The organism is Micromonospora sp. CNZ295 (assembly GCF_004217535.1).
This window is the reverse complement of sequence record NZ_SHKZ01000001.1, coordinates 258,219-283,447: the sequence shown is the minus strand read 5'-3', so window position 1 is coordinate 283,447 and position 25,229 is coordinate 258,219. Positions and strand designations below refer to the sequence as shown.

Sequence of the window (25,229 nt, the reverse complement as noted above, 5' to 3'; positions counted from 1 at the left end):
GGGATCGGAGGTGGGAGACGGTGGATCACGGAACTCGCCGCCGCCCGGGAGCCTTATCGGCCTGCCGTTACGGGTGCGGCGTGCCAGAGTAGACGCGATGTCGTTCGTCACCCCTGACCAGCCCAGCCGTCCCGCGGCCGTGGGCCCACGCCCGCCCGGGCGCCCCGGGGCGGCCCGACGGGTCCCCGCACCGCGCACGGGCGAGCCGGCGCGCCGCCGTCCGCCGCTTGCCGTCGCCGCGGCGGTCGCCGCCGTCGGGGCCGCGTTCACCTCGTGGCTGCCGGTGGCGATGGTGCTCTGGCTCTTCCAGCTCAGCGAGGACGCGGCGACGGTGGTCGGCGCCCTCCGCGCCGGGCTCGCGGGCTGGCTGCTCGGGCACGGCGTCCCGCTGACGACCGACGCGGGCCCGCTCGGGCTGGTCCCGCTGGCGCTGACCCTGCTCGTCGTCTGGCGGCTGACCCGGGCCGGTGTGCACGCCACCCGGGCCGTCGGGGCGCGTGGCAGCCGCTCGCCGCGGCGCGCGCTCGTCGTCGCCGGGGCGGTCGGCGTCGCGTACGCGATCCTCGGGGTGCTCGCCGCGCTGCTGGCCGCCGCCGGCGTGTCTCCGGTGCGGGCCGGCCTGACCCTCGCGGTGGTCGGCGCGCTCGCCGCCCTGGTGGGCGCGGCGCGTACCACCGGGGTCACCGATCTCCTCGTCGAGCGGGCGCCGCTGCCGGTGCGGGACGGCGTCCGGGCCGGCCTGGTCGCGGGTCTGCTGCTGCTGGCGGCGGGGGCCGGCGCGGCCGGGCTCGCGGTGGCGACCGGGGGCGGGGACGCCGCCGACCTGATCGGCGCGTACCGCACCGGGGTGGCCGGGCAGGCCGGTATCACCCTGGTCAGCCTGGCGTACGCCCCGAACGTCGCCGTCTGGTCGGCCAGTTACCTGCTGGGTCCCGGGTTCGCCGTCGGCACCGACACCGCGGTGCGGACCAGTGAGGTGTCGGCGGGTGCGCTGCCGGCCGTACCGCTGGTGGCCGGCCTGCCCGGCGGGCCGGTGGACGGGGTCGGTGCCGCGCTGCTCGCGGTGCCGGTCCTCGTCGGGATGGTGGCGGGCTGGCTGCTGGCCCGTCGGGTGCTCCGGGTCGCCGACGACAAGGCGCCCCCGGGCTGGGCGCCGTTGCTGCGCCCGGCGGCGCTCGCCGGCCCGGTCGCGGGTCTGCTGCTGGGGATCGTCGCGGCGGCCTCCGGTGGGCCGCTGGGCGGTGGCCGGCTGGCCGAGGTGGGGCCGGTGCCCTGGCAGGTGGCGGCGGTGGCGACCGCGGTGACCGGGGTGGGCGTGCTGATCGGCGCCGCCGCGGCCCGGATGGTGTCGCGCGCCTGACCGGTCCTCGGGTCGGCGCCGACCCGGCGGGGGCACCCGGACCGATCCGGGTGCCCCAGCGGAGGTGCTGCTCCGGTCAGCTGCCGGAGGCGAGAACGACGACCTCAGCCGCCGGAGGCGAGAACGACGACCTCAGCCGCCGGAGGCGAGATCGACCAGCGCGAGGGCGGCCCCGCCCAGGCCCAGCACCGCACCGATCGCGCCGCAGACGAGGCCGGCGACCGCCTGGCCGCCGTTGCTCGCGAGCCCCTGGTCGGCCTTCTGCTTACCGAGCCAGCCGGTCACGACCGCGGCGATGCCCAGCGGCAGGCCGAGGTGGCAGCAGACCAGGGGGACGGACGCGATGCCGAGGATCATGGCGACGAGTCCGAGCGTGTTCTGCTGGCCCTGCGGGAAGGGGTAACCGGCGTGCGGGTACATCGGTGTCCCGCCGTACGGGTCCTGGTACGACGTCGGGTACGGCTGTCCCGGCGGTTCGCCGTAGGGCTGCCCGGGCGCGCTGTACGGCTGCCCGGGCAGCGCGCCGTAGGGCTGGCCGGCGTACGGGTCGGGCTGCGGTGCGTACGGGTCGGACGGCTGGCCGGGCCCCGACCCGTACGGCGGTGCGTACGGGTCGGGCGGCGGTGCCGTCGGGTCCGGCGGCTGCTGGCCGTACGGATCCGGGCCGGGCTGCACGGGCGCTCCGGATCAGAGGCTGTTCGTGGAGCTGGCGGCGCTCAGCACGAGCGAGGCGACGCAGCACAGGATGGCGATGCCCCAGATGACGAGGCCGGTGATGAGCGCCCACTTGGACCACTTCTTGGATTCGGCGGACGCCGCCTGGGCCCCCGCGTAGTCACCCTGCTGGAGCAGGGTGTTGACCTTGCTGGCGTTGATGATCGCCGGGATGGCGAGCGGCCAGAACAGGAAGATGGCCACGATGGACATCGTCATGTTGTTGTCGACGGGGGCGGGCTGCTGGGGCGGGTATCCGGGCTGCATCTCTCGCTGCTCCTCGAAGGGGGGCGACGCCGGTGCGTCGGTCGTTTGACGGGTGCGGCCGGGCACTCGCCGGCCGGAGCGGCAGCGTACCCGGTTCGTGCCAGTCCGGGCGCCCATGACCGGCGCGCCGCCCAACGGATGGGCCGCACGTGCGCCTCGATAGGGTTGTCCGGTGACCGAGCCCGCGTCCGTCGCCCGCATCGTCGTCCTCGTCTCCGGCTCCGGCAGCAACCTCCAGGCACTGCTCGACGCGTGCGCCGACGAGTCGTACCGGGCGCGGGTGGTCGCGGTCGGCGCGGACCGGGACGGCATCGCCGGGCTGGACCGGGCCAGGGCCGCCGGGGTGCCCACGTTCGTCGAGCGGGTCAAGGACCACCCGACCCGGCAGGAGTGGGACGCCGCGCTGACCGCCCGGGTCGCCGAGCACGAGCCGGACCTGGTCATCTCCGCCGGTTTCCTCAAGCTGGTCGGTCCGCGCTTCCTCGCCGCCTTCGGCGGCCGCTACCTCAACACGCACAACACGCTGCTGCCGGCGTTCCCCGGCATCCACGGGCCGCGCGACGCTCTCGCCTACGGCGTGAAGATCACCGGGGCCACCCTCTTCTTCGTCGACGCCGGCACGGACACCGGCCCGATCGTCGCGCAGGTCGCGGTGCCGGTGCTCGACGACGACGACGAGGAGACGCTCACCGAGCGCATCAAGGAGGCCGAGCGGCGCCAGCTCGTCGAGCAGGTGGGTCGCCTGGTCCGCCAAGGTTGGACGATCACCGGAAGAAAGGTCACGGTCCCGTGAGTTCCAGTCAGGACGAGCGCCGCCCGGTCCGGCGGGCGCTGGTCAGCGTCTACGACAAGACCGGCCTGGTCGAGCTGGCCCGGGCGCTGCACGGCGCCGACGTGGAGATCGTCTCGACCGGGAGCACCGCGGCGGCCATCGCCGGCGTCGGAGTGCCGGTGACCGCGGTGGAGTCGGTGACCGGATTCCCGGAGATCCTCGACGGCCGGGTCAAGACGCTGCACCCGAAGATCCACGGTGGTCTCCTCGCCGACCTGCGCAAGGAGTCGCACGCGGCGCAGCTCGCCGAGCACGGGATCGCCGGGATCGACCTGCTGGTGTCCAACCTGTACCCGTTCCAGGCGACGGTCGCCTCCGGCGCGAGCCAGGACGAGTGCGTCGAGCAGATCGACATCGGCGGGCCGGCGATGGTCCGGGCCGCCGCCAAGAACCACGCGTCGGTCGCGGTGGTGACCGACCCGTCGGCGTACCCGGTGGTGCTGGACGCCCTGCGGGCCGGCGGATTCACGCTGACGCAGCGCAAGGCGCTCGCGGCTCGCGCCTTCGCGATGATCGCCGACTACGACGTGGCGGTCGCCGAGTGGTGCGACCGGGAACTGGTCGCCGACGCCGACTGGCCGGAGTTCGCCGGGCTGGCGCTGCGCCGCCAGGCGGTGCTGCGTTACGGGGAGAACCCGCACCAGCAGGCCGCCCTCTACACCGACCCGTCCAGCCCGGCCGGCCTCGCCCAGGCCGAGCAGCTGCACGGCAAGGAGATGTCGTACAACAACTACCTCGACGCCGACGCCGCGTGGCGGGCCGCGAACGACTTCACCGACCAGCCGGCGGTGGCGATCATCAAGCACGCCAACCCGTGCGGCATCGCGGTCGGCGCGGACGTGGCCGAGGCGCACCGGAAGGCGCACGCCTGCGACCCGGTATCCGCGTTCGGCGGCGTGATCGCCGTGAACCGTCCGGTCCCGGTGGAGCTGGCCCGGCAGGTGGCGGAGATCTTCACCGAGGTGGTCGTCGCGCCCGACTTCGAGCCCGGCGCCGTCGAGGTCCTCCAGGGCAAGAAGAACATCCGGTTGCTGCGCGCCCCGGCGTACGCCCCGCTGCCGGCCGAGTGGCGGCCGGTCACCGGCGGTGTGCTGGTGCAGATGCGGGACCGGGTGGACGCGGCGGGCGACGACCCGGCGACCTGGCGGCTGGCCACCGGCCAGGCGGCCGACGAGGCCACCCTCCGCGACCTGGCCTTCGCCTGGCGGGCGGTCCGGGCGGTGAAGAGCAACGCGATCCTGCTCGCCCGGGACGGCGCGACCGTCGGCGTCGGCATGGGCCAGGTCAACCGGGTCGACTCGGCGCGCCTGGCGGTGGACCGGGCGGGCGCGGAACGGGCGCGCGGGGCGGTGTGCGCCTCCGACGCCTTCTTCCCGTTCGCGGACGGCCCGAGGATCCTCATCGAGGCGGGGGTGCGGGCGATCGTCCAGCCCGGCGGCTCGATCCGGGACGAGGAGGTCGTCGCGGCCTGCAAGGAGGCCGGGGTGACCATGTACCTGACCGGCACCCGCCACTTCTTCCACTGATCCCTAGCGCGCGGCGCACCGGTAGGAACGGCCCCTGCTTCAACGCGAGGCGTTGCGAAGGGGCCCTTCCTCACCCGCGGATCTCGGCGAAGTGGCAGGCCGACGGGTGCGGATCGGCGGCGCGGGGCACGGCCGGCGGGTCCTCGACGGCGCAGACGTCCTGCGCCTTCCAGCAGCGGGTGCGGAACCGGCAGCCGCTCGGCGGGTTGGCCGGGCTCGGCACGTCGCCGGCCAGGCGGATCATGTTCCGCCTGGCCCGCTGCTCCGGGTCCGGCACCGGCACCGCCGACAGCAGAGCCTGGGTGTACGGGTGGGTCGCACGCTCGTAGATCTCGTCCTCGGTGCCGATCTCCACGATCCGGCCCAGGTACATGACCGCGACCCGGTCCGAGATGTGCCGCACCACCGACAGGTCGTGGGCGATGAAGATGTACGAGAGCCCGAACTCGTCCTGGAGCTGCTCCAGCAGGTTGATCACCTGCGCCTGGATGGACACGTCCAGAGCGGACACCGGCTCGTCGCAGACGATGATCTCGGGCCGCAGGGCGAGCGCGCGGGCGATGCCGATGCGCTGCCGCTGGCCGCCGGAGAACTGGTGCGGGTACCGGTTGATGTGCTCGGGGTTGAGCCCGACCACGTCCAGCAGTTCCTGCACCCGCCGCTGGCGGCTGCCCTTCGGGGCCGCCTCCGGGTGGATCTCGAACGGCTCGCCGATGATGTCGCCGACGGTCATCCGGGGGTTCAGCGAGGTGTACGGGTCCTGGAGGACCATCTGCATGTTGCGGCGGAGCCGACGCAGCTCCGCCCCGGAGGCGGCGAACAGGTCGCGGCCCTCCAGCGTGGCCCGCCCGGAGGTCGGGGTCTCCAGCCGCATCAGCAGGCGGGCCAGGGTGGACTTGCCGCAGCCGGACTCGCCGACGATGCCGAGCGTCTCGCCGCGGCGCAGCTCGAAGCTGACCCCGTCGACGGCCTTGACCGCGCCGATCCGCTTCTGGAAGACGACGCCCCGGGTGATCGGGAAGTGCTTGACCAGGTTCTCGACCGAGAGGACGGTCTCGCCCCGGACCTTGGTCGGGCTAGCGGGCGCTGTCATCGCGGACCTCCTGGGCGAAGTGGCACGCGCTGGTCCGGCCGTCGCCGAGGACCAGGTCGTGCGGCACGACGTCCAGGCAGACCTGCTGGACGTACGGGCACCGGGGGTGGAAGGGGCAGCCGGCGGGGATCCGCATCAGGTTCGGCGGCAGACCCCGGATCGTCGACAGTTGCTGGCCGCGGACGTCCAGCCGCGGGATCGACTCCAGCAAACCCTTCGTGTACGGGTGCGCGGGCGCCCGGTACAGCGACCGGACGTCGGCGTGCTCGACGATCCGGCCGGCGTACATGACGGCGATCCGGTCCGCGACACCGGCGACCACGCCGAGGTCGTGGGTGATCAGGATCATCGCCATGTCGAGCTCGCGGCGCAGGTCGTCCAGCAGGTCCATGATCTGGGCCTGCACGGTGACGTCCAGCGCCGTGGTGGGCTCGTCGGCGATGAGCACCTTCGGGTTCATGGCCAGCGCCATGGCGATCATGACGCGCTGCCGCATGCCGCCGGAGAACTGGTGCGGGTAGTCGCCGAGCCGGTCGGCCGCGGCCGGGATCTTCACCAGGTCCATCAGCTCGACGGCGCGGCGGCGGGCGTCCGCCCGGGACATCCCCGCGCGCTGGCGCAGCGTCTCGCCGATCTGCCAACCCACCGGGAACGTCGGGTTCAGTGCGGAGAGCGCGTCCTGGAAGATCATCGCGATCTCCTTGCCGCGTACCTGCCGGCGCTGCTCCTCCGACTGCCTGAGCAGGTCCCGCCCCTGGTAGAGGATCTGGCCGGAGCGGATCACGGCGGGCGGCGTGTCGAGGATGCCCATGATCGCCTGGGCGGTGACCGACTTGCCCGAGCCGGACTCGCCGAGCACGGCGAGGGTCTCACCGGCGTCCAGGTGGTACGAGACGCCGTTGATCACCTTCGCCACGCCCTCGCTGGTGCGGAACTCGACGTGCAGGTCCCGCACCTCCAGCAGGTGGCCGCCCTCGGGCGTGGGGGAGGCGGGGGTGGGATGGACCGCGGGCTGGGTCATGAACATCACCGGAGCTTCGGGTCGAAGGCGTCACGGATCGCGTCGCCGAGCATGATGAACGCGAGCACGGTCAGCGCGAGGAAGGTCGACGGGACGACCAGCGGGGTCGCCGACTCCCGCATGTGCACCCGGCCGTTGTTGATGTCGATGCCCCACGAGATCGTCGGTTCCCGCAGGCCGATGCCGAGGAAGGACAGCGTCGCCTCGGCGGCGATGAACGACCCGAGCGCGATGGTCAGCACCACGATGGCCGGGGCGAGGGCGTTGGGCAGGATGTGCCGCCACATGATGCGGCCGTTGCTGGCGCCGAGCATCCGGGCGGCGGCGACGTAGTCCTGCTCCTTCGCGGTGATCACCGACGAGCGGACGACCCGGGCGGCCGTGGTCCAGCCGAGCACCGCCAGGACGGAGATCACCGCGGCGATCCGGATCGTCGCGCTGTCACTGGCCACCCGCTTGAGCAGCACGATCGCGGCGAGCAGCAGCGGGATGCCGAGCACGATGTCGATCACCCGGGAGAGGATCGCGTCGACCCACCGGCCGAAGTAGCCGGCGAGCATCCCGACGGTGAGCGCGATCAGCCCGGTGAGCAGCGCCGAGAGCGCGCCGACCAGGAGTGAGGCGCGGGCGCCGTACACCGCCCGGGCGTACGTGTCGCAGCCCTGGAAGTCGTACCCGAAGAGGGCCCCGCCGGACGGCGCGGCGTGCTGCCGGGCGAGCACGCAGTCGGTGGGGTCGTTGCTGGTGAACAGGGCCGGCACGGCGGCCATCGCGGTGACCAGCAGGACCAGCGTGAGGCTGATCCAGAAGATCGGCTTGCGGCGCAGGTCGCGCCACGCGTCGCCGGCGAGGCTGCGCGGCCGGCCCGGGGCCGCGGAGGTGCCGCCGACCTGGTTGGGCGCGCCGGGCTCGCCCGAGGGTCCCCGCCGGGCACTGTGGTCCTCCGACGCCGCCACGGTCTCGAAATCACTCATAGCGGATCCTCGGGTCGAGTACGGCGTACAGGACGTCCACCACCAGGTTGGAGACGAGGTAGACCACGACGAGCACGCTGACGATGCCCACCACCAGCGGGCCGTCCTCGGTGCGGATGCCACGGAAGAGGTTGAAGCCGACGCCGGGGATGTTGAACACGCCCTCGGTGATGATCGCGCCGCTCATCAGGTTGCCGAGTTCGACGCCGAGGAAGGTGACCACCGGGATGAGCGAGTTGCGCAGCACGTGGATCCCGACGATCCGCCGCTTGACCAGGCCCTTCGACCGGGCGGTCCGGACGTAGTCGGCGCGCAGGTTCTCCGCCACCGACGTCCGGGTCAGCCGCAGCGCGGTGGCCAGGGAGAGCGAGCCGAGCACGATGCCGGGCAGCAGCAGCGCGTACAGGTCCGGGTCGGCGCCGGCGGTGGGCGGGAAGAGCTGCCACTTCACGCCGAGGAAGTACTGCGCGAGCGGCGCCAGCACGATCGTCGGGATGCCGAGCACCAGCAGGGTCAGCAGCAGTGTCGAGTTGTCGAAGACGCTGGCCCGCCGGATGCCGGCGAGGACGCCGGCGGTCACCCCGAAGAGCACGGCGACCGCCATGGCGATCAGTGCCAGCTTGATCGTGACCGGCCATGCGGCGGCCAGGATGTCGCCGATCTGCCGTCCGGTGAGGGACTGGCCCAGGTCGCCCTGGAGGAGATTCGTGACGTAGTCGAAGTAGCGGTAGAAGAAGCCGTCGATTCCGGTCTTGTCCAGGTGGAACTTCTCCGTCAGGTAGGCCCGCTGCGCGGCGGTGACCGGGCGCTCGCCGGCGAGCGCCTGGATCGGGTCGCCCTGCCCGGCGAACATCAGCGCGTAGACGATCAGCGTGGTCCCGAAGAACGCGAGGACCATCTGGAGCAGTCGCCGCAGGATGAACCGGAACATACTAGGGAGTCTCTCTGAAAAAGGGCGAAGAGGAAGGCGGGTCGGGTCACCGTCCTCCGGTGACCCGACCCGTCGTGCCGGGTGTTACTGGACGAGCTCGATCTTCACCAGGTCGACCCGGTCGAAGAGGTCCACCTCGACGTTCGTGACCTTGGTCGAGTGCCCGAAGTTGTTCTGGCCGAACCGGAGCGGGATCACCGGCATGTCCTTGGCCAGAAGGTCCTCGGCCTGCTGGTACTTCTTGATCGCCGCTTCCTCGGTGGCGGCCGCCGAGCCCTCGGCGACCAGCTTGTCGAACTCCGGGTTGCGGTAGCCGTAGTAGTTCGACGAGCCGGTGCTGCTGTACAGCGGGCCGAGGTAGTTCTCCATGGACGGGAAGTCCATGACCCAGCCCATCCGGAACAGGCCGACCGGCTCCTTCGCCTTGACCTTGGTCAGCAGGTCCGCGAACTTCGGCTCGGCGGTGCCGACGCAGTCCACGCCCAGGTTCGCCTTGAGCTGGTTGCAGGTGGCGTCGATCCAGTCCTTGTGGCCACCGTCGCCGTTGTACGACAGCTCGATCTTGCTCGGGCCACCCGCGGCCTGGTACAGCGCCTTGGCCTTGGCCGGGTCGAAGGTGCCCGCCGCGCCGATGGTGTTGTCGCGGTAGCCCGCCACGACCGGAGAGACGAACGAACGGGCCGGCGTCTGCGAGTCCTTGAAGATCGACTTGGTGATCTCGTCCCGGTCGATCGCCATCGAGATCGCCTTGCGGACGTCCGGGTTGCTGTATTCCTTCTCGAAGGTCGGGAAGGCCAGGAACTGGAACGTCGACGCGGGGCTGGTCTTGAACCGGTCGCCGAGGTCGGTCGAGGCGGTCGACAGGTTCTCGGTCGGGATCGTCTTGATCACGTCGAGGTTGTCCGACAGCACGTCCGCGTACGCGGCGGTCTGCTGCTGGTAGATCCGGAACTCGACGCCGGGCACCTTCGGCTTCTCGCCGGGGAAGGCGTCGTAGCGCTCGACCTCGACCTTGGCGTCGTGCTGCCAGGTGCCCTTCATCTTGAACGGGCCCTGGCCGACCGGGGCCTGCTCGTAGTCCTCGGCCAGCACGCCGGGTGCGGAGAAGGCGGCCTTCGGCATCGGGTAGAAGGCGGTGTAGCCGAGCATGGCCTTGAACTCGGTGTACGGCTGCGACAGCGTCACCGTGAAGGTCAGGTCGTCGACCTTCTTCAGGCCGGACATCGTCGTGGCCTTCGGGGCCTCCCCCTGCAGGTCCTCGTACCCGGCGATCTTCTCGAAGAAGTAGCTGGCGTTCTGGCCGTTCGGCGCGTACGCGCCGTAGTTCCAGGCGTCGATGTAGTTCTCGGCGGTGACCTTCTCGCCGTTGTGGAAGGTGTAGCCGTCCTTGAGCTTGATCGTCCAGGTCTTGTGGTCCTCGGACGTCACCGACTCGGCCGCGACCTCGTACGGCTTGTTGGCCTCGTCGTAGTCGACCAGCGGGCTGAACAGGGCGGCGAGCACCTGCGAGCCGCTCGTCTCGGTGGTGTTGACCGGCACCAGGTGCTGCGGCTCGGCGATTTCGATCCGCACGGCCGCGTCGGGGTTGCTTCCGCCGGATCCGCCGTCGCCGCCCGAGCCGCAGGCCACGAGGCCCAACGTCACCGCGAGCGGGAGGGCGGTCCAGGCGGCGAGCCTACGAACGCGCATGAAGCCTCCTCATCTCCTCACGCTGCGCAGTCGGGCCCGACGTTGGGTTACGCTGCGCAACGACGGGCAACGGTAGGTCGCGGATTCGTGATCGGCAACGTTCGCGTTGCGATGCGATAACGGAGCGTGAGGTCGGGGGTTGCGTCCGGTCGGACTCCCTGGTAGAGGCGGCATCGGGTTCGACGGTTCCACCAGCGGATCGGGGTCGAGTAACTCCTCGACCGGGCGAGCCGAGATGCCGCCGTCGCGCGCCGACTGCATCCCTGGGCGGTCTCGCCCGGAGTCGGTCGACCCGTCCGGTTCCGCCTCATTCACATCGATGGAGAGCTACTCACAGTGACTAAGGACACCTCACTCACCGTGTTCGTTGGACGCGAGGGTGGGTGCGGGGTGGACGCCGGCGGGTCCCTGCGCGGGTCGTCGGTCCCGCAGGGTCCCGGCCGTGAGACGATCTGAGCGTGACGGCGACGCTTCTGGACGGCAAGGCGACCGCGGCCGAGATCAAGGACGAGCTTCGGACCCGGGTGAAGGCACTGGCGGAGCGGGGCGTCACGCCCGGCCTCGGCACCGTCCTGGTGGGCACCGATCCCGGCTCCCAGGCGTACGTCAACGGCAAGCACCGCGACTGCGCCGAGGTCGGCATCGCCTCGATCCGGCGTGAGCTGCCGGCCGATGCCACGCAGGAGCAGGTCGAGGCCGTACTGGCCGAGCTGAACGCCGACCCGGCGTGCCACGGCTACATCGTCCAGCTGCCGCTGCCCGGCCACCTCGACACGCAGCGGGTCCTCGAGCTGATCGACCCGGACAAGGACGCCGACGGCCTGCACCCGGTCAACCTGGGCCGACTGGTCCTCGGCTACCCGGGTCCGCTGCCCTGCACCCCGCGTGGCATCGTCGAGCTGCTCCGCCGGTACGACGTGGCGCTCCGCGGCGCGAAGGTGGCGGTGGTCGGTCGGGGCAACACGGTCGGCCGCCCGCTCGGCCTGCTGCTCACCCGGCGCAGCGAGAACGCGACGGTGACCCTCTGCCACACCGGCACCCTCGACCTCGCCTCGCACACCCGCGCCGCCGACATCGTCATCGTCGCGGCCGGCGTACCCGGGCTGCTCACCGCCGACATGGTCACGCCCGGCGCCGTCGTGGTCGACGTCGGCATCACCCGGGTCATCGGTCCGGACGGCAAGGGCCGCTACACCGGCGACGTGGACCCGGAGGTCACCGAGGTGGCCGGAGCCCTGGTGCCGATGCCCGGCGGGGTCGGCCCGATGACCCGGGCGATGCTGCTGACGAACGTCGTGGAGCGCGCCGAGCGCGACTGACGCCGGCCACCCATCGGGGTCATAACCGTCCGCCCCTGGCCGGATCGGTGCCAGGATGGCTGATACGGTCCGGAAAACCGACTGGTATCAGGGAGTGGGACGACCATGGGTAAGAAGGTCACTGTCGTCGGAGCCGGCTTCTACGGCTCCACCACCGCGCAGCGCCTGGCCGAGTACGACATCTTCGACACCGTCGTGATCACCGACATCGTGGAGGGCAAGCCGGCGGGTCTCGCGCTGGACCTGAACCAGTCGCGCGCCATCGAGGGCTTCGAGACCAAGCTCGTCGGCGTCACCACCGGCCCGAACGGCGAGGGGTACGAGGCCATCGAGGGCTCCGACGTCGTCGTCATCACCGCCGGCCTGCCCCGCAAGCCGGGCATGAGCCGGATGGACCTGCTGGAGACGAACGCCAAGATCGTCCGTCAGGTCGCCGAGAACGTCGCCAAGTACGCCCCGAACGCCGTCGTCATCGTCGTCTCCAACCCACTCGACGAGATGACCGCGCTGGCCCAGATCGCCACGCAGTTCCCCAAGAACCGGGTGCTCGGCCAGGCCGGCATGCTGGACACGGCCCGGTTCTCCAACTTCGTCGCCGAGGCGCTGAGCGTGCCGGTGAAGTCGGTCCGGACCCTGACCCTGGGCTCGCACGGCGACACCATGGTCCCCGTGCCGTCGAAGAGCACCGTGAACGGCAAGCCGCTGCGCGACGTCATGCCCGCCGAGCAGATCGAGGAGCTGGTCGTCAAGACCCGCAACGGCGGCGCCGAGGTGGTCGCGCTGCTGAAGACCGGCTCCGCGTACTACGCCCCGTCGGCCGCCGCCGCCCGGATGGCGAAGGCGGTGGCCGAGGACTCCGGCGACGTCATGCCGGTCTGCGCCTGGGTCGACGGCCAGTACGGCATCTCCGGTGTCTACCTGGGTGTCGAGGCCGAGATCGGCGCCGAGGGTGTGAAGCGGGTCGTCGAGACCGACCTGGACGCCGACGAGCTGGCCGCCCTGAAGGAGGCCGCCGAGGCCGTCCGCGCCAAGCAGGCCGACGTGGCCAACATGTGACCCTGGGACTCCGCCGGAGGGCGGGCCGGCGGAGGCCGGCCCGCGAGGGCGGTGGCCGTGACAGACCCGAGCGTGTGAGTCGGTGGCATCCGGGAAGGATGCCACCGCGGCCGGTTCGCGAGCGATCCCGCACCCGGGGTGAGGCCGGCTGGGGAGCCCGGGTCACTTTCCAGTACGCTCGTACTGCTTGAGCACGTGTCCCCCGAGAGGAGCGCCGGCCGATGGCGAAGATCAAGGTAAACAACCCGGTCGTAGAGCTCGACGGCGACGAGATGACCCGGATCATCTGGAAGCAGATCCGGGAGCAGCTGATCCTGCCCTACCTCGACGTCGACCTGCACTACTACGACCTGTCGATCCAGCACCGTGACGAGACCGACGACCAGGTCACCGTGGACGCCGCCAACGCCATCAAGGAGCACGGCGTCGGCGTCAAGTGCGCCACGATCACCCCGGACGAGGCTCGGGTCGAGGAGTTCGGCCTGAAGAAGATGTGGCGGTCGCCGAACGGCACCATCCGCAACATTCTCGGCGGCGTCGTCTTCCGTGAGCCGATCATCATGTCCAACGTGCCGCGGCTGGTGCCGGGCTGGACGAAGCCGATCATCATCGGCCGGCACGCGCACGGCGACCAGTACAAGGCCACCGACTTCGTCGTTCCCGGCCCGGGCACGGTGACCATCACCTACACCCCGGCCGACGGTGGTGCCCCGATGGAGATGGAGGTCGCCAAGTTCCCCGGCGGCGGCGTCGCCATGGGCATGTACAACTTCGACGACTCGATCCGGGACTTCGCCCGGGCCTCGCTCCGCTACGGCCTGGACCGTGGCTACCCGGTCTACCTCTCCACCAAGAACACGATCCTCAAGGCGTACGACGGCCGGTTCAAGGACATCTTCGCCGAGGTCTTCGAGAACGAGTTCCGGTCCGAGTTCGAGGCTGCCGGCATCACGTACGAGCACCGGCTGATCGACGACATGGTCGCCGCCGCCCTGAAGTGGGAGGGTGGCTTCGTCTGGGCCTGCAAGAACTACGACGGCGACGTCCAGTCGGACACGGTCGCGCAGGGCTTCGGCTCGCTCGGCCTGATGACCTCCGTGCTGATGACCCCGGACGGCCGGACCGTCGAGGCCGAGGCCGCGCACGGCACCGTCACCCGGCACTACCGGCAGTGGCAGAAGGGCGAGAAGACCTCGACCAACCCGATCGCCTCGATCTACGCCTGGACCCGGGGCCTGGCCCACCGGGGCAAGCTGGACAACACCCCGGCGGTCACCGAGTTCGCCAACACGCTGGAGCAGGTCATCGTCGAGACCGTCGAGGGCGGTCAGATGACCAAGGACCTCGCGCTGCTTATCTCGCGGGACGCCCCGTGGCTGACCACCGACGAGTTCATGAACGCCCTGGACGAGAACCTGGCCCGCAAGCTCGCCTGACCCTGATGCAAGGAGGGGTCCCTTCGCAACGCCTCGCGTCGTAGAAGGGACCCTTCTCGACACCGCGGTGTTGAGCGGCCGGCGTGTCGGGCAGGTGACACGCCGGATTGCATCACTTTGTCCGGCGCGCCTCGTTGACCTGGGTGGACGAGATGCCAGTCGAGTCCAGGAAGGTTGACCGCGGTCGCCCCGCGACATGCGTGCCGATCAGCCAGCCTTCCCGGCTGTCGTGCGCAGCCAGCCGTCCCTTCCCTGCGGGGGGCCCTGTCCCGGGCCCCCCGCGCCCTGTCCGTACCCCCCGGCGCTGGCCCGGGCGCGGTACCGTCCGGGCGGGCCGAGGTCGCGGCAGGGAGGGGTGGGATGGACGCCGGGGAACAGGTGACCGCTCGGCTGATCACGGTCATCGCGCTGGCCGGGTCGCGTCCGGCCGACGGATCGGCCGCGCCCCGACCCGACCACCGGGTGGAGGCGCGGCTCTTCGACGTCGACGGCCGGCCGGGTTGGTCCGAGTTCGCCGAGTCCCGCTGGCGGCCGATGCCAACACCGGCACTGACGGCTACACCGACACCAGCAGCGGAGCCGACACCAGCGTTGGCGTCGACACCAGCGCCGATGCCGACGCCGCGCCGGCCAGCCCACCGGTGGTCCTGGAGATCTGGCCGCTGACGGCGGGTGACGACGCGCCGCGCCGCTGGCGGGACGGGCCGGTGCGTCGCCCGCTCGCCGCCGGAGAACTGCCCGATGAGGTCGTCGCCGTGGCCGTCGCCGAGACCCTCGGCCACCCGCCCTGGTACGTCCACTCGACCTCGTGGCGATTGGCCGGGCGGGCGGTGCTGCTCACCTACGTCGCCCTGGTCGGCACCGTCGACCGGCCCGACGACTGGCCGGTCGTCCGGGCCGCCGGCCGGCGGCGGAGGGCCACCTCGGTCCGGCCCGTCGACGTCCTCGACCACTCCCTGTCCCACCTCGCGTTCCTGGTCACCTACCGGGCTGGCGACGCGGGCCGGCTGACGGACTGGAGTCCGGCGCTGGCCGCGTGGACGCCGCGCCCGGCCGGGGAGCTGACCGTGGATCCGGTACCCCGGCAGCGGTCCGACTGACCGGTTCACCCGGCGCGGAGCAGTTCGGCGGCCCGCTCGGGGGCGATGTCGTTGATGAACACGCCCATCCCGGACTCCGACCCGGCCAGGTACTTCAGCTTGTCCTTCGCCCGCCGGATGCTGAACAGCTGAAGGTGCAGGTGGCCCAACTCCCGGTCGACGCGTACCGGGGCCTGGTGCCAGGCCGCGATGTACGGCATCGGCAGGTCGAACAGACCGTCGAAGCGGCGCAGCAGGTCCAGGTAGAGCGGCCCGAACGCCGCCCGCTCGGCGTCGCTGAGCGCCGGGATGTCGGGCACCGCCCGGTGCGGTGCCACGTGTACCTCGAACGGCCAGCGGGCCGCCGCCGGGACGTACGCCGTCCAGTGCTCGTTGCCGGCGACCACCCGGTCACCGGCGGCGCGCTCGGCGGCGAGCACGTCCGCGTACAGGTTGCGGCCGCCGGTGCGTTCGGCGTGCCGGCGGGCGGCGGCCAGCAGCGCCCGGGTCCGCGGGGTCACGAAGGGGTACGCGTAGATCTGGCCGTGCGGGTGGTGCAGTGTCACGCCGATCTCCACGCCCCGGTTCTCGAACGGGAACACCTGCTCCACGCCGGGCAGTTCGGCGAGAGCGGTGGTCCGGTCGGCGAGCGCGTCCAGCACGGTTCGCACCCGCCGGGGGGAGAGGCTCGTGAACGAGGCGTTGTGGTCGTCGGTGAAGCAGACCACCTCGCACCGGCCCCGGCCCGGCTTGACCGGGGTGAACGGGGTGATCTCCGCCGGCTCCTCGGCGATCCGGCCGCTCAGCGAAGGGAAGCGGTTCTCGAAGACCACCACGTCGTAGTCGGGTGCGGGGATCTCGCTGAGCCGGCCGGCAGTGGACGGACAGAGCGGGCACTGGTCGGGCGGGGGGAGGAAGGTACGGGTCTGCCGGTGCACGGCCACCGCCACCCACTCGTCGGTCAGCGGGTCGTACCGCAGCTGGGACGCCGGCGGGGGCGGCGGCAACTCCCGGCGGTCCGGCTGGTCGCGGACGGCGTCGTCGCGCTCGTCGAAGTAGATCAGCTCACGGCCGTCGGCCAGTTCCATGGCGCTGCGCTTCACTCCGCCAACCCTCCACCCGCCGGCGTGGCCCGGCCCGCGGCGCTGACCACCACCAGCTCGCCCACCTTCTCGTCGAGTACCCGTCGGGCGTCGGCGGGCAACCGGTCGTCGGTGACCAGGACGTCGGCGGCCGAGAGCTCCACGATCGAGGAGAGCCCGACCGTGCCCCACTTGCTGTGGTCGGCGAGCACCACCAGGCGGTCGGAGGCGGCCACCAGGGCCCGGTCGGTCTCCGCCTCCATCAGGTTGGGCGTGGTGAAGCCGGCCCGTTCGCTGATCCCGTGCACGCCGAGGAACAGCAGGTCCAGGTGCAGCGAGCGGATCGCGTTGACGGCGAGCGGCCCGACCAGCGCGTCCGAGGGCGTACGGACACCGCCGGTGAGCACCACGGTCTGGTCCGGCCGCCCGCCGGCGTGCAGGATCTCGGTCACCGGCAGGGAGTTGGTCACCACGGTGAGGCCGGGGACGTCGGTCAGCCGGCGGGCCAGCTCGGCGGTGGTGGTGCCCGCGGAGAGGGCGACCGCCGCCCCCGGCCGGACCAGCTCCGCGGCCCGCACCGCGATGGCGGCCTTCTCCGGCAGTTGCCGGACGGACTTGGCCCGGAAGCCCGGCTCGTCGGTCGAGCCGGGCCCGGCGACCGTGGCGCCGCCGTGCACCTTGGCGAGCAGTCCGCGCTCGTGCAGCAGGTCCAGGTCGCGCCGGATGGTCATGTCCGACACGCCGAACTCCGCCGCCAGCTCGGTGACCCGTACCCCGCCGGCCGCCCGGACCCGTTCGAGGATGGCCGCCTGCCGCTGCTGCGCCAGCATGCGCCGCACCTCCGAGCAGGTAACCGCGCACTCCCACGCGGTCGAACGTGTTCCAACAATAATGAACACTAGCGCGCGAGCGTCAACCCGGAAAGGGAGGGGGCGGTCTACACCGCCGGGTGACGCGGCTCGACCCAGCCGGTCTCGGTCAGATGGTGCAGCACCGCCTGCACCGCCTCGTCGATGGGCAGGTCGGTCGTGTCGATCACCAGGTCGGCGTCGGTCGGCTCCTCGTACGGGTCGTCGATGCCGGTCATCCCGGTGAGCAGGCCGGCGCGGGCACGCGCGTACAGGCCCTTGCGGTCCCGCTGTTCGCAGGTCTCCAGCGGGGTGGCGACGTGGATCAGCAGGAAGCCCGCGCCGGCGGACAGCGCCATCTCCCGGGCGGTGGCCCGGGCCTGCGCGTACGGGGCGATCGGGCAGCAGATCGCCACGCCCCGGTGCCGCGCGATCTCGGCGGCCACCCAGCCGATCCGGCGGACGTTCGCGTCCCGGTCGGCCTTGCTGAAGCCCAGCCCCGCCGACAGTTCGCGCCGGACCACGTCCCCGTCGAGCAGCGTGATCGTCCGCTCGCCCTGCTCGCGCAGGACATCAGCCAGGCCGCGGGCGATGGTGGACTTGCCGGAGCCGGACAGGCCGGTCAGGAAGATCACCAACCCCCGGTAGCGCCGCGGCGGGCGGGCCCGGACCAGTTCCTTCGCCACCGCCGGCGGCGTGTGCCACTCCGGCAGCGGGAAGCCCCGGTCCAGCAGGTCGTCGATCTCGGCCTGGGTCAGCGCCAGCCGCCGGTTGCGCGGCGGGATGTCCTCCCGCCAGCGCCACTGCCCGTCCCGGTTGTCGTAGGCCAGCTCGCGGGGGACCAGCACCCGCAGCCCCGCCCCGGAGAGCATCTCGCCGGTGGAGAGCAGGTGGGTCACCCCGTACGCCGCCGACACCCGCGCCCGCAGCAGCGCGTCGCTGATCTCCTCAGGCCGGCGGGACAGCGGAACGGCGACCAGGGTCGCCGGGGGCATCCGGTCGCGGGCGGCGAAAATGCTGCGGACCAGCGCCTCCGGCGGCAGCCCGCTGCCGCTGTCCTCACCGACCGGGATCAGGACCAGCAGGTGGGCGCCGAGGGTACGGGCGGCGTGCGCGATCTGCGCGAGCTGCGGCCGGTGCAGCGGGCGGTCGGCGATCACCCCGAGCACCCGGCCCGGCGGCAGCAGCGCGCGCACCTCCTCAGGGGTGCGGCGCAACCGCTGGAACGGCCCGTGGCCCCCGTCGCCGAGCCGGCGCACCGGCCCGCCGACACCCGCCACCCCGTCCCGCACCGGCCAGGTGTCGGTCACCTCGAGCGCCGCCACGGGGGCGCCCTCGCCGTCGGTCAGCACCAGCGTGCGGCGTGCCGGGTCCCGTACGTCGAGCCCCTGGGCGAGCGCCGCGGGCACCTGGAGGGTCACCGGCACCGGCCAGGGCGCCCCGTCGGCGAGGCGGCCACGCCGGCTCACCGACACCAGGTCGGCACGGGTCAGGAAGCCGGTCAACGGCGTGTACGCCCCGGTCAGCAGCAGCTCCAGGTCGGCCAGCTCGCCAGGGCGCGGTGTGTACGCCGGTGCGTCACGCAGCACCTCGTCGGGCAGTACCCAGCCGTTGCTCATCGACCCCCCAACCCACTGACCGGCACACAGTTTCGCAGCCCACCCCGGGATCGGTCGAGTGCCACTCCCGGCGGAAGACGCGCGGCGGCCCCTAGTGGTGGGATCAGGGGCGCGCCGGATGCCGCGGAGGTGCCCGACCTGCCTAGGCTGTGCGACGTGACACTCATCGCGACCGAGTCGCTGACCAAGACGTACGGGGGTGGGGTCACCGCGCTGGCCGACCTGACCGTCGCGGTCGAGCCCGGCATCATCGGCCTCGTCGGCGCGAACGGCGCCGGCAAATCCACGTTGATCAAGATCCTGCTCGGCCTGCTGCCGCCCACCAGCGGGCGGGTCCGGGTTCTCGAGCTGGACCCGACCACCCAGTCCGACCAGGTGCGCGCCCGGGTCGGCTACATGCCCGAGCACGACGCCCTCCCGCCCGACCTCTCCGCCGCCGAGCTGGTCACCCACCTCGGCCGGATGAGCGGCCTGCCACGCACGGTGGCCCGCGAGCGGGCCAGCGAGGCGCTCCGGCACGTCGGCCTCTACGAGGAGCGCTACCGCCCGGTGGGCGGCTACTCGACCGGCATGAAGCAGCGGGTCAAGCTCGCCCAGGCGCTGGTGCACGACCCCGACCTGCTGCTGCTCGACGAGCCCACCAACGGCCTCGACCCGGCCGGGCGGGACGCCATGCTCGCCCTCATCCACCGGATCGGCACCGAGTTCGGCATCTCGGTGCTGGTCTGCTCGCACCTGCTCGGCGAGGTCGAGCGCATCTGCGACACGCTGGTCGCCATCGACGGCGGGCGGCTCCTGCGCGCGGACCGCATCGACGCGATGACCTCGGCGACCGACGTGCTCGCCGTCGAGGTCAGCGAGGGCACCGAGGAGTTGGCCGGACGACTGGCCGAGCTGCGGCTGCCGATCCGCCGCGACGGGCGCCTGCTGCTCGTCGAGCTCGCCGACGACGCCACCTACGACCTGATCCTCGGCGCGGTCGCCGAGCTGGACCTGCCGTTGCACCGGCTGGACCAGCGCCGGCACCGGGTGGCCGAGCTGTTCGCCACGAGGGAGCCCAGCCATGTCTGAGCCGACCGGTGTCATCCACGACATCGGATACCAGCGCTACACCGGTCCCCGGCTGGGCCGCGGTGCCGTGTTCGGCGCCCTGTACCTGCACGGCGTGCGCACCGTCTTCGGCTTCGGCCGCAGCGCCAAGGCGAAGATCTTCCCCTGGCTGGTCGTGGGCATCGTGACCCTGGTCGCGGCGGGGGCCACGGCCGTACGCAGCCAGATCGGCGAGGTCGTGATGACGTACGCGCAGTTCGCCGACAACATGAGCTGGCTGGTCATCTTCTTCGTCGCGGTGGCCGCTCCCGAGCTGGTCAGCCGGGACCTGCGCAGCGGCGTGCTGCCGCTGTACTTCTCCCGGCCGCTGCCCCGGTCCGACTACCCGCTGGCCAAGCTGCTCGCCCTGGTGACCGCGCTCTGGCTGCTGCTCGGCGGGCCGCAACTGGTGATGTTCCTCGGCGCCGCCTTCACCACCCAGGACGGGATGCGGGGCGTCTGGAACGAGCTGCTCGACCTGCTGCCGGGCCTGCTCTACGCCGGTCTCTGGGCGGTGGTCTTCGCCTCGATCGGCCTGCTGATCGCGTCACTCACCGGCAAGCGGGCGTTCGCGGCCGGTGGAATCGTGGCGGTCTTCCTGATGACCACGCCGATCGTCGGCATCTTCTCCATCCTGCCCTCGCGTACGGTCAACGAGCTGGCCTACCTCGCCTCGCCGTCCACCCTGGTGCAGGGGGTCGGGGTCTGGTCCCTCGGCGACCTGCTGGTCACCGAGGACGCGGCCCCGTTCGGTTCCCTGATCGGCGACTTCGGCCCGGTCTACGCCCTCGCCGCCGTGCTGCTCGTCGCCGCCTGCGTGACCCTGCTGCTGGCCCGGTACCGGAAGGTGGCCACCCGATGACCGCGATCAGTGCCGAGCCGAGGCCGGCCGCCACCCGCACGACGAGCACGCTGAGCCTGGCGGGAGTCTCCCGCTGGTACGGCAACGTGGTCGCCGTCAACGACGTCAGCATGGACCTCGGGCCGGGCGTCACCGGGCTGCTCGGGCCCAACGGCGCCGGCAAGACCACGCTGCTGCACATGATGGCCGGCTTCCTGGCGCCGTCCCGGGGCACGGTCACCCTGGACGGCTCGCCGACCTGGCGCAACCCGGAGGTCTACCGCCGGCTGGGTCTGGTCAGCGAGCGGGAGGCGGTGCACACGTTCCTCAGCGCGTACGAGTTCGTGCTGGCCAGCGCCAAGATGCACCGGTTGCCGGACCCGGAGGAGGCGACCCGGCGGGCGATCGCCCTGGTCGAGATGGAGAGCGCGCAGTCGCGCCGGATCGGCACGTACTCCAAGGGCATGCGGCAGCGCGCACGGGTGGCCGCCGCGCTGGTCCACGACCCGCAGGTGCTGCTGCTCGACGAGCCGTTCAACGGGATGGACCCGCGGCAGCGGCTGCACATGATGGAGCTGCTGCACCGCCTCGGCGCCGCCGGCCGGACCATCCTGTTCAGCTCGCACATCCTCGAGGAGGTCGAGCAGGTCTCCGGGACGGTGCAGGTGATGGTGGCCGGCCGGCTCGCCGCCTCGGGCGACTTCCGGACGATCCGCCGCTTGATGACCAACCGGCCGCACGTCTTCGCCATCCGGTCCACCGACGACCGGGCTCTCGCCGTGGCGCTGATGGCCGAACCCTCGGTGACCGGCGTGGAGCTGGGCCGCACCGGGCTGACCGTGCGGGCCGGCGACTACGGCGCCTTCACCCGGGTGCTGCCCAAGGTCGCCCTGGCCCGGGGCATCCGGGTCCGGCAGCTCGTGCCCGAGGACGAGTCCCTGGAGAGCGTGTTCTCCTACCTGGTGGAGGCCTGAGCATGTCGACCGTTTCCTGGATCACCGCGCGGGGGCTGTTCGGACGGCGCCGCTTCCTGCTGCTGTTCCCGCTGCCGGCGCTGCTGGTGCTGCTCGCCGTGCTGTCCCGCTCCCTCGGCGTCGACCCGGGCGAGTGGGCCCCGGCGGTGCTGGTCGGCCTGGGGCTGGCCGTGGTGCTGCCGGTGATCGCCCTGATCGTCGGCACCGGGGTGCTCGGCGCCGAGATCGACGACGGCACGGTGGTGCACATCCTCACCAAGCCGCTGCCGCGCTGGCAGATCATCCTGCCGAAGCTGGGGGTGGCCGCCGGCGTCACCGCGGTCACCGTCGCCGTGCCGCTCTACGTGGCGGGCGTGCTGGCCGACTCGGTCCGCCTCGGCCTGGCGCTCGCCGCCGCCGCCTCGATCGGGGCGCTCGCGTACTGCGCGCTGTTCCTCGCGCTCAGCCTGGTGACCCGGCGTCCGGTGCTGCTCGGGCTGGTGTACGTGCTCATCTGGGAGGGGCTGCTCGCCAACTTCGTGAGTGGCACGAAGGTGCTCTCCATCCAGCAGTACGTGATCGCGCTCGCCGACCGGTTCGCCCCGACGGAGCTGCTCGCCGCCGACGTGTCGGTGCCGGTGGCGACGGTGATGACGGCGCTGATCGCGGTCGGCTTCACGGTCCTGGCGATCGACCGCCTCCGTTCGTTCTCGGTGGCCGGCGAAACCAGCTGAGGTGAACGGAAGGGCATCTTTCAACTTCCGGTAGCGGAAGGGCCCCTTGTCGACACGCGTACCAGCCGCGCCGACGGCACGTGTTGACAGGGGGCCCTTCCTCGCACTTCAGAAGGCGCAGGCGATGACCAGCTCCGGGGTGCGGTCGGGGAGCAGGTCGAGCTTGCCGATCCGGCCCGCCGCCTTCAGGTCGTCGGCGACCAGCGCGAGCCGGTCGAGCAACGCGGCCGGGCCGAGCGCCTCGGCCAGCGGCACCTCCGCCTTCATCGACAGCTTCCGCTCCGACTTGGCGCGGCGCACCTGGCCGAGCGCGTCCCCGGCGAGCCGCAGCAGCTCCGGGTCACCCTCCCCGACGATCGCGCGCCCCACCTCGTACGTGGTCGGCCAGGGCGCCCGGTGCACCGAGCCGTACCGCCACCAGGACCACACCTCCTCGGTCGCGTACGGCAGCACCGGGGCGAACAGCCGCAGCTGCACCGAGAGCGCCGTGGCCAGCGCCGCCCGGGCCGAGTCCGCCCCCGGCCCGGTGCCGTAGGCGCGCTCCTTCACCAGCTCGATGTAGTCGTCGCAGAACCGCCAGAAGAACGCCTCGGCGGCCTGCAACGCGGCGGTGTGGTCGTACGCCTCGAACGCCGCCGTCGCCGCCGCCACCACGCCGGACAGTTCGGCGAGCATCGACCGGTCCAGCGGCTCGCTGGCCGGGGTGCGCAGGGCATCGGCGGCGCCCAGCCCCAGCGCGAACTTCGAGGCGTTCAGCAGCTTGGTGGCGAGCCGCCGGCCCACCTTGATCTGGGCCGGATCGAAGGCGAGGTCGGTGCCCGGCCGGCCGTTCGCCGCCCAGTACCGCACCGCGTCCGAGCCGTGCTGCTCGAGCAGCGCCATCGGGGTGACCACGTTCCCCTTGGACTTGGACATCTTCTTGCGGTCCGGGTCGAGGATCCACCCGGACAGCTCCGCGTCCCGCCAGGGCAGCATCCCGTGCTCCAGGTGGGACCGGACCACCGTGGCGAACAGCCAGGTCCGGATGATCTCCTGCCCCTGCGGGCGCAGGTCCATCGGGAACACCCGCCGGAACAGGTCCGGGTCGGTCTCCCACCCGCCGACGATCTGCGGGGTCAGCGACGAGGTGGCCCACGTGTCGAGCACGTCCGGGTCGCCGACGAAGCCACCGGGAACGCCGCGCCGGGACTCGTCGTACCCGGGCGGCGCGTCGGTGGACGGGTCCACCGGCAACGCGGATTCCTCCGGTGTGAGCGGGTGGGCCCAGTCCGGCTCGCCGGCGCCGTCGAGCCGGTACCACACCGGCACCGGCACGCCGAAGAAGCGCTGCCGGCTGACCAGCCAGTCACCGGTCAGGCCGCCCACCCAGTGCTCGTAGCGGTGCCGCATGTGCTCCGGCACCCAGCGCAGCTCCCGGCCCCGGGCCAGCAGCTCCTCGCGCAGGCCGGCGTCCCGGCCGCCGTTGCGCAGGTACCACTGCCGGGTCGAGACGATCTCCAGCGGCCGGTCGCCCCGCTCGTAGAACTTCACCGGGTGGGTGATCGGCCGCGGCTCGCCGACCAGGTCGCCCGCGTCGGCCAGCAGCTCCACCACCGTTCGCCGGGCGCCGTTGACGGTCTGCCCGGCCAGCGCGGCGTACGGCTCCGCCGGCACGCCGGCCGGCGGCTCGGGCAGCAGCCGGCCGTCCCGGCCGATCACCACGCGGGTGGCCAACTGGAGTTCGCGCCACCAGGTCACGTCGGCCAGGTCACCGAAGGTGCAGACCATCGCGATGCCAGTGCCCTTGGCCGGGTCCGCCAGCGGGTGCGCGCGCACCCGCACCTCGACCCCGAAGACCGGGGTACGCACGGCCGTGCCGACCAGGTCCGCGTACCGTTCGTCGTCGGGGTGGCAGACCAGCGCCACGCAGGCCGGCAGCAGCTCGGGCCGGGTGGTGTCGATCAGCACCTCCCGCCCGCCGGGCACGTGGAAGCGCAGCCGGTGGTACGCGCCGGGCCGCTCCCGGTCCTCCAGCTCGGCCTGGGCGACGGCGGTGGCGAAACCCACGTCCCACAGCGTCGGCGCCTCCGCCTGGTACGCCTCGCCCCTTGCCAGGTTCCGCAGGAACGCCCGCTGGCTGGTCGCCCGCGCGACCCGCCCGATCGTGGTGTACGTCAGCGACCAGTCGACGGACAGCCCGAGCCGCCGCCACAGCGCCTCGAACACCTGCTCGTCGGCGACGGTCAGCCGCTCGCACAGTTCGATGAAGTTGCGCCGCGAGATCGGCGTCGGGTTCTTCCGCGCGGCGTCGTCCACCGGCGCCGCCGGCGGCACCCAGGTCGGGTCGTACGGCAGCTCCGGGTCGCAGCGCACCCCGTACACGTTCTGCACCCGGCGCTCGGTCGGCAGCCCGTTGTCGTCCCAGCCCATCGGGTAGAACACGGTCCGCCCGCGCATCCGCTGGAACCGGGCGACCAGGTCGGTGTGCGTGTACGAGAAGACGTGCCCCATGTGCAGTTCGCCGGATACGGTCGGCGGAGGCGTGTCGATCGCGTATACGTCCGCCCGCTGCTTCGAGCGGTCGAACGCGTACGTGCCCTCCTCCTGCCAGCGGCGCGCCCAGGTCTCCTCGAGCCCGTCCAGGGTCGGACGTTCGGGGACGCCGGCGCGGGCCGTCCTCGCCGTATCAGTCATCCGTCGATCGTAGACAGCGCCCGTCCGCCCCGGCACCGGATTCGGGGCCGGTGTCGAGGCCCTGGCCGGCCTGCGGCGGGGCCCGGACGACGA

22 protein-coding genes are annotated in these 25,229 nt (G+C 72.3%); 11 read left to right on the top strand and 11 right to left on the bottom strand.

Annotated features, from left to right (window positions below; translation table 11 throughout):
• Positions 1-97: 97 nt before the first annotated feature.
• Positions 98-1,360, top strand: coding sequence for a cell division protein PerM (locus tag EV376_RS01265; protein WP_130320332.1), 1,263 nt, complete (start codon positions 98-100; stop codon positions 1,358-1,360).
• 132 nt (positions 1,361-1,492) lie between these two features.
• On the opposite strand, the gene EV376_RS01260 is transcribed toward EV376_RS01265, so the two are convergent.
• Positions 1,493-2,035 carry a DUF4190 domain-containing protein gene (locus tag EV376_RS01260; protein WP_130320331.1) on the bottom strand — a complete coding sequence of 181 codons (543 nt, stop codon included), beginning with the start codon at positions 2,033-2,035 and terminating at the stop codon, positions 1,493-1,495.
• Positions 2,036-2,047: 12 nt separating this feature from the next.
• Entirely contained in the window at positions 2,048-2,341 is a 294-nt protein-coding gene (locus EV376_RS01255; protein ID WP_130320330.1) for a CD225/dispanin family protein, read from the bottom strand.
• 172 nt (positions 2,342-2,513) lie between these two features.
• Between EV376_RS01255 and purN the strand changes: the two genes are divergently transcribed.
• Together purN and purH are read left to right on the top strand one after the other, a co-directional pair.
• Positions 2,514-3,134: a phosphoribosylglycinamide formyltransferase gene (purN, locus tag EV376_RS01250; protein WP_130320329.1), complete on the top strand. Its 621-nt coding sequence runs from the start codon at positions 2,514-2,516 to the stop codon at positions 3,132-3,134.
• Positions 3,131-4,699, top strand: coding sequence for a bifunctional phosphoribosylaminoimidazolecarboxamide formyltransferase/IMP cyclohydrolase (purH, locus tag EV376_RS01245; RefSeq protein ID WP_130320328.1), 1,569 nt, complete (start codon positions 3,131-3,133; stop codon positions 4,697-4,699). The genes purN and purH overlap by 4 nt, the downstream gene beginning before the upstream one ends.
• A 70-nt stretch (positions 4,700-4,769) precedes the next feature.
• Here purH and EV376_RS01240 read toward each other — a convergent pair whose 3' ends face one another.
• The 5 genes from EV376_RS01240 to EV376_RS01220 form a co-directional block, all read right to left on the bottom strand.
• The gene (locus EV376_RS01240) at positions 4,770-5,792 is read right to left on the bottom strand and encodes a dipeptide ABC transporter ATP-binding protein (protein WP_130320327.1); all 1,023 of its coding nucleotides are present in this window, start codon (positions 5,790-5,792) and stop codon (positions 4,770-4,772) included.
• Positions 5,776-6,813, bottom strand: coding sequence for an ABC transporter ATP-binding protein (locus EV376_RS01235; protein WP_130320326.1), 1,038 nt, complete (start codon positions 6,811-6,813; stop codon positions 5,776-5,778). Before EV376_RS01235 ends, EV376_RS01240 begins: the two co-directional genes overlap by 17 nt.
• A 5-nt stretch (positions 6,814-6,818) precedes the next feature.
• Positions 6,819-7,787: an ABC transporter permease gene (locus EV376_RS01230; RefSeq protein WP_130320325.1), complete on the bottom strand. Its 969-nt coding sequence runs from the start codon at positions 7,785-7,787 to the stop codon at positions 6,819-6,821.
• Entirely contained in the window at positions 7,780-8,718 is a 939-nt protein-coding gene (locus EV376_RS01225) for an ABC transporter permease (RefSeq protein WP_130320324.1), read from the bottom strand. The genes EV376_RS01230 and EV376_RS01225 overlap by 8 nt, the downstream gene beginning before the upstream one ends.
• An 84-nt stretch (positions 8,719-8,802) precedes the next feature.
• Positions 8,803-10,407: an ABC transporter substrate-binding protein gene (locus EV376_RS01220; protein WP_130320323.1), complete on the bottom strand. Its 1,605-nt coding sequence runs from the start codon at positions 10,405-10,407 to the stop codon at positions 8,803-8,805.
• Between the two features lie 458 nt (positions 10,408-10,865).
• Here EV376_RS01220 and EV376_RS01215 point away from each other — a divergent pair, with 458 nt between their 5' ends.
• From EV376_RS01215 to EV376_RS01195, 4 genes are all read left to right on the top strand, one after another.
• Complete coding sequence (locus EV376_RS01215) at positions 10,866-11,726, top strand: bifunctional methylenetetrahydrofolate dehydrogenase/methenyltetrahydrofolate cyclohydrolase (RefSeq protein ID WP_130320322.1); 861 nt, start codon at positions 10,866-10,868, stop codon at positions 11,724-11,726.
• A gap of 105 nt (positions 11,727-11,831) precedes the next feature.
• Positions 11,832-12,782 carry a malate dehydrogenase gene (gene mdh / locus EV376_RS01210; RefSeq protein ID WP_130320321.1) on the top strand — a complete coding sequence of 317 codons (951 nt, stop codon included), beginning with the start codon at positions 11,832-11,834 and terminating at the stop codon, positions 12,780-12,782.
• Between the two features lie 221 nt (positions 12,783-13,003).
• On the top strand, positions 13,004-14,218 hold the full coding sequence (locus EV376_RS01205) for an NADP-dependent isocitrate dehydrogenase (RefSeq protein WP_130320320.1): 1,215 nt from the start codon (positions 13,004-13,006) through the stop codon (positions 14,216-14,218).
• A 500-nt stretch (positions 14,219-14,718) separates the two neighbouring features.
• Entirely contained in the window at positions 14,719-15,318 is a 600-nt protein-coding gene (locus tag EV376_RS01195) for a hypothetical protein (protein WP_165437932.1), read from the top strand.
• 5 nt (positions 15,319-15,323) lie between these two features.
• Here the strand turns inward: EV376_RS01195 and galT are convergent, their stop codons facing one another.
• The 3 genes from galT to cysC all read right to left on the bottom strand — a co-directional run bounded on the left by galT (position 15,324) and on the right by cysC (position 18,846).
• A complete protein-coding gene (gene galT / locus EV376_RS01190) occupies positions 15,324-16,385 on the bottom strand; it encodes a galactose-1-phosphate uridylyltransferase (RefSeq protein ID WP_486482850.1) in 1,062 nt (353 codons plus the stop codon).
• A gap of 11 nt (positions 16,386-16,396) precedes the next feature.
• A complete protein-coding gene (locus tag EV376_RS01185) occupies positions 16,397-17,209 on the bottom strand; it encodes a DeoR/GlpR family DNA-binding transcription regulator (protein ID WP_130320316.1) in 813 nt (270 codons plus the stop codon).
• 107 nt (positions 17,210-17,316) lie between these two features.
• Complete coding sequence (gene cysC, locus EV376_RS01180) at positions 17,317-18,846, bottom strand: adenylyl-sulfate kinase (protein WP_130320315.1); 1,530 nt, start codon at positions 18,844-18,846, stop codon at positions 17,317-17,319.
• 156 nt (positions 18,847-19,002) lie between these two features.
• Here cysC and EV376_RS01175 point away from each other — a divergent pair, with 156 nt between their 5' ends.
• The 4 genes from EV376_RS01175 to EV376_RS01160 are packed head-to-tail and all read left to right on the top strand — an operon-like array spanning position 19,003 to position 22,463.
• Positions 19,003-19,917: an ABC transporter ATP-binding protein gene (locus tag EV376_RS01175; protein WP_130320314.1), complete on the top strand. Its 915-nt coding sequence runs from the start codon at positions 19,003-19,005 to the stop codon at positions 19,915-19,917.
• Positions 19,910-20,797: an ABC-2 transporter permease gene (locus EV376_RS01170; protein WP_130320313.1), complete on the top strand. Its 888-nt coding sequence runs from the start codon at positions 19,910-19,912 to the stop codon at positions 20,795-20,797. Before EV376_RS01175 ends, EV376_RS01170 begins: the two co-directional genes overlap by 8 nt.
• Positions 20,794-21,750 carry an ABC transporter ATP-binding protein gene (locus EV376_RS01165; RefSeq protein WP_130320312.1) on the top strand — a complete coding sequence of 319 codons (957 nt, stop codon included), beginning with the start codon at positions 20,794-20,796 and terminating at the stop codon, positions 21,748-21,750. The genes EV376_RS01170 and EV376_RS01165 overlap by 4 nt, the downstream gene beginning before the upstream one ends.
• 2 nt (positions 21,751-21,752) lie before the next feature.
• Entirely contained in the window at positions 21,753-22,463 is a 711-nt protein-coding gene (locus EV376_RS01160) for an ABC transporter permease (RefSeq protein ID WP_130320311.1), read from the top strand.
• Between the two features lie 108 nt (positions 22,464-22,571).
• Here EV376_RS01160 and valS read toward each other — a convergent pair whose 3' ends face one another.
• Entirely contained in the window at positions 22,572-25,136 is a 2,565-nt protein-coding gene (gene valS, locus EV376_RS01155; protein WP_130320310.1) for a valine--tRNA ligase, read from the bottom strand.
• Positions 25,137-25,229 lie beyond the last annotated feature (93 nt).